Here is a 15,065-nt window from a genome sequence, read left to right as displayed (position 1 = left end):
AATACTAACTTTAGTCATTCAATTTCAAAACAGCCATAAATGCCTCTTGAGGAATCTCAACGTTTCCTACCTGACGCATACGTTTTTTACCTTTTTTCTGTTTTTCAAGAAGTTTACGCTTACGCGAAATATCTCCACCGTAACATTTTGCGGTAACGTCTTTACGAAGTGCTTTAATCGTTTCACGAGCGATAATTTTTGCTCCAATTGCAGCTTGAATCGGAATGTCAAATTGTTGTCTCGGAATCAATTCGCGTAATTTTTCGGTCATTTTTTTACCGATATTATATGCGTTGTCTTCGTGAATTAATGCAGAAAGAGCATCGACTGTTTGTGCATTCAAAAGAACGTCAAGTTTTACCAGTTTCGAAGTTCTCATTCCGATTGGAGAATAATCAAAAGAAGCATAACCTTTAGAAACTGTTTTTAAACGGTCATAAAAATCGAATACAATTTCCGCCAAAGGCATGTCAAAATTCAATTCCACACGTTCAGTTGTTAAGTATGTTTGGTTGGTAATTAAACCACGTTTTTCAATACATAAACTCATTACGTTTCCAACGAAATCAGCTTTTGTAATGATTGTTGCTTTAATAAAAGGCTCTTCAACTCTGTCTAGTTTTGAAGGCTCTGGTAAATCTGAAGGATTGTTTACAACTAATGGTGTTTCTGGATGTTTCTTAGTGTAAGCCAAATACGAAACGTTAGGAACTGTAGTAATTACAGTCATATCGAACTCACGCTCTAAACGTTCCTGGATAATTTCCATGTGAAGCATTCCTAAAAATCCACAACGGAAACCAAATCCTAACGCCGCAGAGCTTTCAGGAGCGAAAACTAATGAAGCATCATTCAATTGTAATTTTTCCATTGAAGAACGTAAATCTTCGTAATCTTCAGTATCAACTGGATAAATACCAGCAAATACCATTGGTTTTACGTCCTCAAAACCTGTAATCATATTGGTTGTCGGAACTTTTGCATCTGTAATCGTATCTCCAACTTTTACTTCGCGTGCTTCTTTAATTCCAGAAATTAAATAACCAACATCTCCAGCCGAAACTACATTTTTAGGAACCTGATTTAATTTTAAAGTTCCAATTTCGTCAGCAAAATATTCGTTGTCAGTCGCCATGAATTTAATTTTCTGGCCTTTTTTGATTTCACCATTTACAACTCTAAAGATTACTTCGATTCCACGGAATGGATTATAAACCGAGTCAAAAATCAAAGCTTGTAACGGTTCTTCTGGATTTCCTTTTGGAGCAGGAATTTTTTCGATAATGGCCGCTAAGATGTTTTCAACACCAAAACCTGTTTTACCAGAAGCATGAATAATATCTTCTAATTTACAACCTAATAAATCGATAATATCATCACTAACTTCTTCCGGGTTTGCACTTGGTAAATCGACTTTATTTAAAACTGGAATAATTTCCAAGTCATTCTCAAGTGCTAAATATAAATTTGAAATCGTTTGTGCCTGAATACTTTGCGCAGCATCAACAATCAATAAAGCTCCTTCGCAGGCAGCGATAGATCTAGAAACTTCATACGAAAAATCTACGTGTCCAGGAGTGTCAATTAGGTTTAAGATATATTCCTCGCCTTTGTATTTGTATTCCATCTGAATGGCATGACTCTTAATGGTAATACCACGCTCGCGCTCCAAGTCCATGTTGTCAAGCAATTGTGCTTTTTCTTCACGAGCTGTAACGGTTTGTGTTGCGCCTAATAATCTGTCCGCCAATGTACTTTTACCGTGGTCAATGTGTGCAATAATGCAAAAGTTACGTATCTTCTTCATTTTAATATATCAGTTCTCTAAACGAGTTTAAGTCTTTTTTGGGAATAATTCACACTAAAACAATTGCTTTAAAGCGTGTTATTAAGGCGCAAAGATAGCGCAAAGTTTTGGATTCTGGAATGCTGATCTCAGATAGTTGAAAGATGTGAATTAAAATTGGTGTTAATATTCAAAATTAAACCCTTTTTCAGTTAATTTTTTGTACATCTCATCATCAAATTTATAAAGTTTGGCTGCTCTGTGTGAAACGTCTTGTTGTTTTTCATCCAATGCTGTCAAAAGTTTCATATGCAGAATTTTTCGTCTAAAGTTGGATTTGTCCAATTCTATTCCTAAAATTTCTTCATACAAATGCATTAATTGCAATAAAGTAAATTTTTCTGGAAGAAGGTTAAAGCCAATTGGAGCTTGACGAACTCTGTTTCTTAATTGCAATAAACTGAAATCTAAAATCTCATTATGGTCAAAAATTAATTCTGGAATTTCGTTGATCTTATACCATTTTGCTTCTATAACTTTTAAACTCGCTTTGATATTATAATCTTCTCGGTTGACTAATGTGTAATAACCAATTGTAACGACACGTCTTTCTAACACACGTTTTGGATTGGTAAAAGCTTTTAATTGCTCCAGATAAATATCTTCAAGACCTGTAAGTTCTTGCAAAATACGTTGTGCGGCATCATCGGCACTTTCATCAAGCTGAAGCCATCCACCAAGAAGTCCCCATTTGCCTTTACTTTCGCCTTGAGCGTGCTGAACCAAGAGAACTTCGAGACTCTCTTTGTTAAAACCGAAGAAAACACAGTCAATTGTGATTCCGTCTACGGCTGGTTTTTGTTGCTGAGTAGTTATTTCTGTCAATGTATTATGTTGTTTCGAAGTGCAAAAAGTGTTTTTTCTAATTCATTTTAGACGAAAATCAAAATTCAAAATTGAATCCTTTTTCAGTTAATTTAGTATAAATTTCTGGATCAAATTTGTACAATTGAGCGGCTCTGTGCGATACATCTTGCTGTTTTTCGTCTAAAGCAACCAATAATTTCATATGAAGAATTTTTCTTCTAAAGTTTGGTTTGTCCATTTCGATTCCTAAAATTTCTCCATACAAATGCATCAATTGCAATAAAGTAAATTTTTCTGGCAATAAATTAAAACCAATTGGAGTCTGGCGAACTTTATTTCTAAGATGTTTTATGCTGTAATCTAAAATTTCATTGTGATCGTAAATCAAATCTGGAATTTCGTTGATTTTGTACCACTTTGCATCAGAAGCTGTAAAACCAGCTTTAATGTTGTAATCTTCTCTTTTTACCAAAGCATAATATCCAATGGTAATAACACGTCGAAGCGGAAAACGATCTGGATCTCCAAATGCTTTCAGCTGTTCCAGATAAATATCTTCAAGACCTGTAAGTTCGTGCAATAAACGATGGGCAGCGGCATCTGTACTTTCTTTTTTGTAAATCCATCCTCCAGGCAAACCCCATTTTCCTTTACTGATTCCCTCGCCATGTTGTACTAAAAGCACTTCTAAACTTCCTTTATCAAAACCAAAAATAACGCAGTCAATCGTGATTGCATTCATGGCACTGTGTTCGTTTTTTGATGCAGGTTTGTCATCTACATTTTCAATCATACTCGAGATAAATTTTGACAAATTAAATAAATAAAATGATTAAGAAGCTTCTTAAAAGCTTTATATTTTTTTTAACGAAACAAGAAATTGATAATCAACGGGTTAAAGTCTGATAAAAAAATGCTTTTAATTAGAATGATTCTTAAGTGGTTGATTGTCAATTTTATAAAACACTAAATTTTCTTTATTTTTTATTTCAAATCTAATTCAAATTTTATGGCATTCATAAAAATGAAATAGTATTTATTAGAATAGAAAAAAATTAACCCTAATATTTTGTTAATATAGAAAATTTGTTTTACACTTGTAGTCAAATTTACCATAAGATAAATTCAAATTGACCATAAGTAAAAAAGGCAAAGCTACAACTTAACTTAAACTTACCACAATTGTTTTTTTAGAAATTGATTTTAGGATTGATTTTGATGTTCGAAAGAACTGCTTATAGTCTGCAAGTACTAAATGTTGGAAATGAGATTCAGGCCCTCATTTTTGGCATGACCTGCTTGGGAAGTTTTCCAGATTTCTCTTAGGGTAAAAATTACTAACTATAACTTAAACTTAATCATTTCTTATTATGAAAAGCAAAAATTGTATTCAAACAAGGCTTCCATATTTTATGGCGGTACTGCTTAGCGTATTTATGATGCAGTTTGGATTGGCACAAGAATCTAAAACTGTAAGTGGAACAATCACTTCGTCTGAAGACGGATTGGGAGTTCCGGGAGCAACTGTACTTGTACAGGGAACAAAATCGAGTACTGTTACCGATTTTGATGGAAAATATAAAGTGGAAGCCAAAACAGGCGATGTTTTAGTAATCACTTTCGTGGGATTTAAAACACAAAATATTAAAGTTGGGACCGAAAAAGTTGTCAATGTGGTTTTACAGCCAGAAACATCAGAACTTAAAGAAATTGTTGTAATTGGTTACGGTACTCAAAAGAAGAAAGTAAATACCGCTGCAACTTCTTTGGTATCAGGAAAAGACATTCAGCAAGTTGCGAGTCTTGATGTTACAAATGCTCTACAAGGTCAAGCTTCTGGGGTTTCTGTAACTTCTTCTTCTGGTCAGCCGGGTGCGAATATGGTGGTAAATATTCGTGGTGCGGGAACAGCAGGAAACAGTGATCCGCTTTATGTTGTAGATGGAGTTGTGGTAGATAACGGAATCGGATATTTGGATCCTTCTGTAATTGAAAGGGTTGACGTTTTAAAAGACGCTTCTGCAGCTTCTATCTACGGAGCGAGAGCGGCAAACGGAGTTATTTTAGTGACAACTAAAAAAGGAAAAGACGGTAAAATGAATGTGTCTTTCAGTTCGTATACAGGTTTTCAACAGATTGCTAAAAAACTAGATTTGATGAATACGCAAGAGTATACAACTATTATCAATGAAGCTCGTGTAAATTCTGGATATTCTCCATTATACACTAAAGCTCAAATTGCTGCATTTCCTAATACTGATTGGCAAGATTATCTGTTTAATGAAGGTGCAATTAAACAAAACCACTCTTTATTGATTACTGGTGGTGACCAAAAATCTACAATTGCAACTGGTTTGTCTTACTACGGACAAGAAGGTATGATTGGCGGGGCTAATAGTCAGTCGCAATACGATCGTGTAACTTTTACGGTAAACTCTACTTCTGAAGTTATTAAAGATTATTTGAAAATTGGAGAAAACTTTACGTTTTCAAATGTAAAATCAAGCGGTATTGCAGATGATGGTATTTATAATAATGCTATTAGAGCGTTCTTAAATGCTGCTCCAATTGATCAGGTTTATGATGAAAATGGAGGTTTTGCGCGTTCTGTTATTTCGAATGACGTAACAAATCCTGTAGGATCTTTATATTACAATAACTTCAATCAGACAAAAACAAACCGTTATGTAGGTAACATTTTTGCAGAATTAAAAATTATAAAAGATTTGACTTTCAGAACTAGTTTTGGTGTTGATATGACAGACAGTAATTACCGTTCTTTTAGACCAGTTTATTCTCTTTCTTCAAATGATAATAATACGGTTTCGAGCGTTACGCAAAGTGGTACAAAATCTTTAGGATGGATTTTTGAAAATACACTTCAATATAAATTCAATTTAGCTTCTTCTCATAATTTTGATGTTTTAGTGGGGACTTCTGCTAAAAAGAATACTTCTGATTATATGGAAGGACAAGGAAGAAACTTGATTTTTGATGATTTTGCACACGCTTATTTAGATAATGCAAAAGATCCAACATCAAATGTTGTAAAAGGAAATCGTAGAGATTATGCCATTCAGTCTTACTTCGGACGTTTGTTGTATGATTATAATAACAAATATTTATTCTCTGCAACAATTCGTCGAGACGGATCTTCAGAATTTGGTCCAGACAACAAATATGCTATTTTCCCTTCGTTCTCTGCGGGTTGGAATTTAGATAAAGAAGCTTTCTTTAAAGAAAATAAAGTTTTAAATACTTTTAAAATAAGAGCAAGCTGGGGACAAAATGGTAACGACCAATTTGGCAGAAGATTTGCGTATTTGTCAACTGTAAATTCAACAGACAAAACCTATCATTTTGGAACTGGAGATGAAACTCTTTTAGTAGGTTCAAGCCCAGATCAGTTAGCAAACCGCAATTTAAAATGGGAAACTTCTGAACAGTTAGATTTAGGTTTTGATGCTACTTTGTTTACCAACTTTACTCTAACTTTTGATTATTACGATAAGAAAACCAAAGATTGGTTAGTTTTAGCTTCAATCCCAACTTATGCGGGAGCAACTGCGCCTTATATTAATGGTGGTGACGTAAGCAATAAAGGTTTTGAAATTGGTTTAGCGTACAGAACTCATTTTGGAAAAGATTGGAATTTTGGAATTAATGCCAACCTTTCTAAAAACAAAAATGAAGTATTGCGTATTGCAAACAACGAAGGAATTATTCACGGAGAATCTAACATTTTATTCCAAGGTTTAGACGAGATGAACCGTGTTGAGGTTGGAAAACCAATGGGTTATTTCTATGGATTAAAAACAGCTGGAATTTTCCAAAATGCAGCTGAAGTAGCAGCGGGAGTTCAGCCAAATGCGCAACCTGGAGACGTTCGTTTCGTAGACTTGAATGGCGACGGACAAATCGATGCAAACGATAAAACTCAAATCGGAGACCCGAATCCAGATTTTAACTACGGTATCAATTTGGATATTTCATACAAAGCTTTTGATTTGACAATTAATACTTACGGTACTGCTGGCGGACAAAACGTTTTCGGAATTCATGATTACACTCGTGCTTATACAAACAATACAACAGATGTATTAAACAGATGGACAAGTGAAGGAACTTCAAATACAGTTCCAAGAGTAACTTACGGAACAGACGATAATGGTAACTACACAAAATTCGCTGATTTATATATTCAAGATTCAGATTTCTTTAGAATTAAAAATGCTACAATCGGATGTGATTTAACAAAGTTAACAGACAAATTGAAGTTCTTCTCTAAATTCAGAGTGTATGTAGCTGGAAATAACATTTATACATTCACAAAATACAAAGGAATGGATCCGGAAATTGGTTTCGGAAACGTAAATCAGTCTTGGGCTAAAGGAATTGATGTTGGATATTACCCACAGCCAAGAACCTACATGATGGGTTTAAATGTTAACTTTTAAATTTTGAAAACGATGAAAACATATATAAAATTATTTGCCCTTTCAAGCTTACTTGTTTTAGGTTCTTGTTCGGAAGATTTTTTAGAAAACGAACCTTATACAGATAAAGTAACAGAGAATTTTTATAAAACTCCTTCTGATGCTTTTGAAGGTTTGGTAGCCGTTTACGACGTATTGCAAAGAGAAGCATACGGAACACAATTGATTGTGAGTGAACAAGCTTCTGATAACTGTTTTGGCGGATTTGGTATTGCAGATCCAACGGTAGATTTACAATGGGACCGTTTTCAGTATACTACAGATAAAGACATGAATGCCCTAACTTGGACAAACTCTTATCTTGGAATTTACAGAGCTAACATTTTACTAGAAAACTTGAATAAAGTAAACTGGGGTTCAGATACAGCTTTAAAAACGAGATACGAAGCAGAAGCACGTTTCTTAAGAGCACACTTTCATTTTCAGGCAGCAAAAATGTTTGGAGACATAATTCCGTTAGATCACACGGTAACAACAAGCGAATTTGAATTGCCAAGACAAGCGCCAGAAGTTACGTATGCTTTAATAGCAAACGACTTAAAATTTGCTGCAGACAATTTAGGACCAGAAAACTATTCGCAAGCAGGAAATGCCAACTACGGACGTATTACAAAATGGGCTGCTGAAGCTTATTTGGCTAGAACATTTTTGTTCTATACTGGAACTTACGGTAAAACAGATTTAGCTGGAGTAGTTACAAAAGCTCAGGCAGTAAATTACATCAACGATGCTGTTAACAACAGCGGACACGGATTGGTGGCTGATTTTGCTAATCTTTGGCTGGCAGCTTCTTTTGCCAATTTTGCAGGAGAAGATAATACAGAAATGGTTTGGGCGGTTCGTTTCAACGGTTCAGGAAAAGGAAACTGGGATCTTCACGAAGGAAACCGTTTTCAGGTTAACATTGCGCCGCGTGGAGGTTCAATAGGTAAATATGCAACAGGATGGGGAGGAGCAACAGTTAACCCAAAATTGGTTGCGGCTTATGATAATGCTGATTCTAGAAAAGCAGCTTCGTTTATTGATTATGTTGGCGAAGGTTTAAATTTTGATGCTCAAGCGAGAGAACAGCGTCAGTACACGGGTTATTCTTGGAAAAAATATTGTCCGATTACAAATGAAGCTGGAACAGCAGTTGTAGAAGCTAACGGAGGAAACTTCCAAATTGATAACTATCAGGATTATGCTATTATTCGCTTTTCAGATGTATTATTAATGGCTGCCGAACTAAACTTAACAACAAGCGCAGCGCTGGCACAAACAGATTATGACAGAGTTCGTGATCGTGCTTTCAAAAATACCTTACACAGACTTCCTATAACTCAAGCTCGTATTATGGAAGAACGTCGTTTAGAATTTGCGTTGGAAGGATTACGTTATTTCGATTTAATCAGACAAGGAATGCCTGCCATGAAAGCAGCTATAGATAACACGGGAGATTCTCAGTTTGCTGTAACCTTTAGAACAGAAACTCAAGGTTGGTTTGCATTACCACAGTCGCAGATAGTACTTTCAAATGGTACTATTCAACAAAATCCAGGTTGGAATTAACATTTAAACAAATTGATTATGAAACGTATATTATATATAGTATTAGCGGCTGTAACAATCAGTTCGTTTTTATTCTCTTGCGAGCCAGTTGAAGATCGTGAAAGTTTACCGGCAGTAACACTTACGCCAGAAAAACTTGAGTTCTCGATAACTCAAAATGCAGCAAAAAAGAATGAAGTAATTTTAAAAAATGAAGATCCTACCGTAATTCCATATTGGAGATACGTTGATGCAAACGGAAACGAACTTGGACATTCTAATAAAAGTGATGATAAAATAACTTTTCCTTTTGCTGGAAAATATACGGTCTTTTATACAGCCTTCGTTAGAGGAGGTTCGGTAGAAGCTGCTCCAGTAACAGTAGATGTTCCTGAAAATGATAATACTTTTTTCAGTGATCCGAGATGGAATAAACTGACCAACGGACAAGCTGGAAAAACTTGGGTTTTATACATGACCGCTCCATTAGAGTTTATTGGAAACACGCCAAGCTATGTCAACAGAGCTGTAAGCGGTCCAGGATGGTGGCCAAATCTTTCAGACATTTCTTGGGCAGGTTTAGAGAACAAAGATTGGGGAGAAATTACATTTAATCTTAATGGAGGTTATAATGTTTCGGTAACCCAAACCAACCCAACTTTAGGAAGTACGCAAAAAACAACCAAAGTAGGAACATTCAATTTCAACCTTACAACAGGCGAAACAAATGATAGAATTTCTTTTAATGGAGGAACAGAAATGCTGCATCCAAACGAGCCAAGTTATTTTAGTCCTTCTTTCAGTTTTACCAACGTAAAAATTGTTGAACTAACAGATACAAGTTTATGTTTTATCGCTATTAGAGCAGATGGCGATTATTTAATTTATCATTTAGTTCCAAAATCATAAGTTAGTTAGTTTTGAAGTCTCAGTCATAAAAGCATTTGTAATGTTCTTTAAGACTGAGACTTAAATTATTTTATTGAGAAATAAATGATATCGATTTTTATTTCTATCTTCAAATTCCAAAAACAAAAAAGTACCTATGCAAATTAAAAAAAACATAAAAAGTATACGTTTATGGGCAATCGCAGCGGGAGTTATTTTATTGAATTCCTGCACTAAAAAGGAAGATGCATTTATAAACCGAAAAGTTTCTTTTAATACAGATTGGAGTTTTCATCTTAATGATAGTATTGTTGATAAAGATACAATTGGAACTTCAACAAAATGGAGAACTTTAGATGTTCCGCACGATTGGAGTATCGAAGGAAAATTTGATGAAAAAAGTCCAGCAGGTTATGGCGGAGGATCGCTTAACGGAGGTCTGGGCTGGTACAAAAAAACATTTAAAGTTGAGTATGAAGACAGTACAAAAATAACTTCAATCACTTTTGACGGCGTTTACAGAAACAGTGAAGTTTGGATAAACGGACATCATTTAGGAAAACGCCCAAACGGATATATTGGTTTTCAATATGAAATTACGCCGTACTTAAATTACGGAGAAAAAAACAACGAAATAATTGTTAAGGTTGACAATTCAAAACAACCAAATTCACGCTGGTATTCGGGTTCAGGAATTTTTAGAAATGTCTGGATTGAAACTACAGACAAACTTCATGTAGCACAATGGGGAACTTATATTACAACTCCAAAAGTTTCTGCTGAAAAAGCTTCTGTTCAATTTGAAACTACAATTCAAAATCAGAATAAAGATTCAAAAACAGCAATTGTCACAACAACTATTTTTAAAGAAGACACTAAAGTAACATCGGTTACTCAAAATATTACAATTGGTGCCAATGCCAATCAAACTATAAAGCAAACTGCCGAAGTCGAAAATCCAGTTTTATGGTCGGTCGAAAAACCGGAATTGTATACAGCAGTTACGGAAATTTCGCTCGACGATAAAATAATTGATCAATACAAAACCACTTTCGGAATCAGAGATTTCAAATTTGATTTGAACAAAGGTTTTATTTTGAATGGAAAACAAGTCAAAATAAAAGGAGTTTGTATGCATCACGATTTGGGCGCATTAGGTTCTGCAATTAATACTCGTGCCATCGAGCGTCAATTGGAAATTCTAAAAGAAATGGGCGTAAACGGAATCAGAACTTCTCATAATCCGCCCGCTCCGGAACTTTTAAATCTTTGCGATAAAATGGGTTTCATTGTCATGGATGAAGCTTTCGACATGTGGAAACAAAACAAAACCAAATACGATTACGCAAATGATTGGGACAAATGGCACAAAAAAGATCTAATCGATCAATTGCTTCGCGACCGAAATCATCCAAGTATTTTTGTTTGGAGCATCGGAAATGAAATTCCAGAACAATGGAATGAAAAAGGTGTCGAAATTGCCAAAGAATTAGCGGCGATTACGCGTCAATACGATAAAACTCGTCCGTTGACTGCAGCCATGAATCCGCCAGTAAACATGAATATTGATGAAGTGACTTTACAATTTGAGAAAAAAAATGTTCAGTTTAATGCTATTGCAAAATCTGGTATTTTAGATTTGATTGGTTACAATTATGCGCATCAAACGTACGAACATCATCAAAAAAACTTTCCAAACACACCTTTCATTGCAACGGAAACTACTTCAGGTCTAGAAACAAGAGGTTATTATGATGCGGTTTCAGATACTATAAAAAAATGGCCAGTAAGATGGGATCTTAAATTTACGCAAGGAAATCCTGGAAATACGGTTTCAGCCTATGATCAAGTTCAGGCGCCTTGGGGTTCTACGCACGAAGCAACTTGGAAAGTCATTAAAAAACACGATTTCCTTTCCGGAATGTACATTTGGACAGGTTTCGATTATATCGGAGAACCAACGCCATACGAATGGCCATCGGTAAGTTCGTATTTCGGAATTGTAGATTTAGCCGGTTTCCCGAAAGATGTGTACTACATGTACCAAAGCGAATGGACAGATAAAACCGTTCTGCACATTTTTCCGCATTGGAACTGGAAAGCAGGACAAACCGTTGACGTTTGGGCATATTATAATAAAGCCGATGAGGTTGAACTTTTTGTAAACGGAAAATCAGTTGGAAAACGAAGCAAAAAAGGAGATGATTTACACGTAATGTGGAGAATTCCTTTTGAAGCGGGAACTCTAAAAGCCATTTCTCGTAAAGATGGAAAAGTGGTTTTAGAAAAAGAAATTAAAACAGCCGGAGATCCTTCTCAATTAAAACTAACTGCCGACAGAAGCACCATCAAAGCTGATAAAAATGATTTGTCATTTATTACAGTTGATATTTTAGATGCAAAAGGAACTTTGGCTCCAAATGCTAATAACGAAATCAATTTCTCTTTAAAAGGAAACGGAAAAATTGTAGGCGTTTGCAGCGGAGATCCAGTTAGCCACGAATCGTACAAAGGAAATAAACATACTGCAATGGCAGGAAAATGTTTAGTAATTGTTCAATCTGGAGACAAATCTGGAAGATTGGAATTAACAGCAACAGCAAACGGATTGAAACAATCCACAATTGTAATCACAACGGAATGATAATCATAATACGTTAAATTTTAAACACATAGAAGCATAGATTTTTTGTTTGTAAAAAAGAAAATTAAAAGAAACTAGTTTCTAACACATAGCTATGTGAATTTAAACAAGTGAAACGCCTTTTTAAAGACTCCGATGAGCTATGATTCTATGTGTTTAAAAGATTTTAAGATATATAAAGAATAAAACTAACTCATGAAAAACTCAAAACTAACCGCATTGTTTTCTGCTTTAATGTTTGGATTTTTAGCAGTTCCAAATGCTAACGCTCAAATCCAAAATGCAGACGTATTAAATGCGCCAATCGATATCAGTAAAGATTTTCAGAACTATCTGAATACTTTTTATTTCGCAGACGAATTGGCTTCTTTTGATCCTGCAACAGGAAAAGGAACCATTAAATATCTGCGATACAATTATAAAACACGTCAGGCTTTCAACAACATGATGATGAAACCAGATGTGGAAAAAGCAAACGAATTTCCAACAACAGAATATGCAGAATCTCCTGTTTTGCCATTCGAAATTCAATTTGTTTCAGATCGAACAGTTAGAATCAAAACCACTTCTGGTCCACAATTTCACCCAGAAAAAGAATCTCTAATGTTGGTTGATGGCGTTGCGCCAAATCATCCAGAATTATGGAAATATGCTAAAATCGAAGGCGGTCACAGTTACACTAGCAAACATGGAAAAGTCGAGATTTTGACAAAACCGTGGCACGTAAAAATCTACGATGAAAAAGGAAAACTGCTAACAAGTACACTTCACGATACTGATTTCAAAAATACATACACGCCGACACTTCCGTTTTCTTATGTTCGCCGAAACAGCGATTATTCAAGAAGTATGGGTGCTGCGTTTAGCTTAGAACCAGACGAAAAAATATTTGGTTGTGGAGAATCATTCACACAATTCAACAAACGTGGTTCAAAAGTAGTTTTATGGACGGACGATGCAAACGGAATCCAAAATGAAACGATGTACAAACCGATTCCGTTTTATATGAGTAGCCGTGGTTACGGAGTTTTCATGCACCATTCAACACCAATTACAGTTGACTTCGGAAAATATTTTTCAAGTGCTAACGAAATGTATATTGGCGACGACGAAGCCGATTTGTTTTTCTTCATCGGAGAACCAAAAGATATCTTAGACCAATACACGAATTTGACTGGAAAAGCAGCAATGCCACCACTTTGGTCTTTCGGTTTTTGGATGAGCAGAATTACTTATTTCTCTGAAAAAGAAGGAAGAGAAGTAGCAAGGGATTTGCGTAAATACAAAATCCCAACCGATGTTATTCATTTTGACACAGGCTGGTTTGATGTAGATTGGAGAAACAACTACGAGTTTGCAAAATCTCGTTTCCCAGATGCTACAAAAATGATGTCTGATTTAAAGAAAGACGGTTTCCAAGTTTGTCTTTGGCAATTACCATACTTCACGCCAAAGAATACTTTGTTCCCAGAAATTATGGATAAAAACTTGGCGGTAAGAGACAGAAAAGGAAATCTCCCATATGAAGATGCTGTTTTAGATTTTTCAAACCCAGAAACCATTTCTTGGTACCAAGGAAAATTGAAAAAGTTATTTGATGAAGGCGTTGCAGTTTTCAAAGTAGATTTTGGAGAAGCAGCTCCGCCAGATGGAATCTACCATTCAGGAAGAACTGGTTTTTATGAGCACAATTTATATCCGTTACGTTACAACAAAGCAGTCGCCGAAATCACTCAAAAAGAAAAAGGATATACTTTAATCTGGGCAAGAAGTACTTGGGCAGGAAGTCAGCGTTATCCTTTACATTGGGGAGGAGATTCTGAAACTACAAACGGAGCAATGTCTGCAGAATTACGCGGCGGACTTTCATTAGGTTTAAGCGGATTCAGTTTCTGGAGTCATGACGTTGGAGGTTTTGCAACAAAATCGCCTGAGAACATTTACAGAAGATGGACACCATTCGGAATGTTGACTTCACACGTAAGAAGCCATGGAGAACCGCCTCGCGAACCTTGGTTGTACAGCAAAGATTTCTTGGAAGGATTTAGAAAAGCAGATAATATGCGTTACGAATTAATGCCATATATCTACGCTCAAGCAAAAGAAAGTTCTCAAAAAGGCTTGCCAATGATGCGTGCTTTATTTGTAGAATATCCAAACGATCCGGGAGCTTGGTTAGTGGATAATCAATATTTATTTGGTTCAAGCATGTTGGTTGCACCACTTTTTGAAGAAGTTGAAGAAAGAGATGTTTATCTTCCAGAAGGAACTTGGATCGATTACCAAACTAAAAAAGTGTATCAATCGGGTTGGCATAAAATTAAAGCCGGAGAAGTGCCAATCATCGTTTTAATCAAAGACGGAACAGCAATTCCACACATTGGTTTAGCACAGTCTACAAAAGATATGGATTGGAGCAAATTGACATTGAAAGTTTACGCAAGCGACAAAACCACTTCGGCAACAGCCAAAGTATTTTTACCAGAAGGCGATGCAGTACAAGAAATAAAAGTGAACAAAACTGGAAACAATTTTGAAGTAGCTTCAAATCCATTAAACGGAAAAACCACTTTTAAAATTGAGTGGGCAAAATAAAAGTAAGTCTGCCACGAATTACACGAATTAACACGAATTGAATTTGTGATAATTTGCGGAATTTGTGGTAAAAAAATAAAATATTTAAACACTTAGAAACATATGTTTTTGTTTGTGAAAAAGAAAATAAAAAGAAACTAGTTTCTAACACATAGCTATATGAATTTGAACAGGTGAAATGCCTTTTTTAAGTTTCCAATGAACTATGATTCTATGTGTTTAAAAAATATAGCCAGCATTTAGGCAAAAAAGAATAATT

The 15,065-nt window shown here is 35.3% G+C and carries 8 protein-coding genes; 5 read left to right on the top strand and 3 right to left on the bottom strand.

From position 1 onward, the window contains the following. Nucleotides 1-10: 10 nt before the first annotated feature. The 3 genes from lepA to NYQ10_RS03675 all read right to left on the bottom strand — a co-directional run bounded on the left by lepA (nucleotide 11) and on the right by NYQ10_RS03675 (nucleotide 3,446). Complete coding sequence (gene lepA, locus NYQ10_RS03685) at nucleotides 11-1,807, bottom strand: translation elongation factor 4 (RefSeq protein WP_109190982.1); 1,797 nt, start codon at nucleotides 1,805-1,807, stop codon at nucleotides 11-13. Nucleotides 1,808-1,969: 162 nt separating this feature from the next. After that, nucleotides 1,970-2,671 carry an NUDIX hydrolase gene (locus NYQ10_RS03680; protein WP_289878944.1) on the bottom strand — a complete coding sequence of 234 codons (702 nt, stop codon included), beginning with the start codon at nucleotides 2,669-2,671 and terminating at the stop codon, nucleotides 1,970-1,972. A 58-nt stretch (nucleotides 2,672-2,729) separates the two neighbouring features. Next, a complete protein-coding gene (locus NYQ10_RS03675) occupies nucleotides 2,730-3,446 on the bottom strand; it encodes an NUDIX hydrolase (RefSeq protein ID WP_276171763.1) in 717 nt (238 codons plus the stop codon). A gap of 577 nt (nucleotides 3,447-4,023) precedes the next feature. Here NYQ10_RS03675 and NYQ10_RS03670 point away from each other — a divergent pair. The 5 genes from NYQ10_RS03670 (at nucleotide 4,024) to NYQ10_RS03650 (ending at nucleotide 14,806) form a co-directional block, all read left to right on the top strand. Then, entirely contained in the window at nucleotides 4,024-7,110 is a 3,087-nt protein-coding gene (locus NYQ10_RS03670; RefSeq protein ID WP_289878943.1) for a SusC/RagA family TonB-linked outer membrane protein, read from the top strand. 12 nt (nucleotides 7,111-7,122) lie between these two features. Beyond that, nucleotides 7,123-8,700 carry a RagB/SusD family nutrient uptake outer membrane protein gene (locus NYQ10_RS03665; RefSeq protein WP_289878942.1) on the top strand — a complete coding sequence of 526 codons (1,578 nt, stop codon included), beginning with the start codon at nucleotides 7,123-7,125 and terminating at the stop codon, nucleotides 8,698-8,700. Nucleotides 8,701-8,718: 18 nt separating this feature from the next. After that, nucleotides 8,719-9,588, top strand: coding sequence for a hypothetical protein (locus tag NYQ10_RS03660; protein ID WP_289878941.1), 870 nt, complete (start codon nucleotides 8,719-8,721; stop codon nucleotides 9,586-9,588). Between the two features lie 136 nt (nucleotides 9,589-9,724). Then, nucleotides 9,725-12,211 carry a glycoside hydrolase family 2 TIM barrel-domain containing protein gene (locus NYQ10_RS03655; protein WP_289878940.1) on the top strand — a complete coding sequence of 829 codons (2,487 nt, stop codon included), beginning with the start codon at nucleotides 9,725-9,727 and terminating at the stop codon, nucleotides 12,209-12,211. A gap of 195 nt (nucleotides 12,212-12,406) precedes the next feature. Then, nucleotides 12,407-14,806: a glycoside hydrolase family 31 protein gene (locus NYQ10_RS03650; protein WP_289878939.1), complete on the top strand. Its 2,400-nt coding sequence runs from the start codon at nucleotides 12,407-12,409 to the stop codon at nucleotides 14,804-14,806. Nucleotides 14,807-15,065 lie beyond the last annotated feature (259 nt).

It is taken from the genome of Flavobacterium johnsoniae, assembly GCF_030388325.1.
GTDB classification, from domain to species: Bacteria; Bacteroidota; Bacteroidia; order Flavobacteriales; family Flavobacteriaceae; genus Flavobacterium; species Flavobacterium johnsoniae_C.
This window is presented reverse-complemented; position numbering and strand designations above follow the sequence as displayed.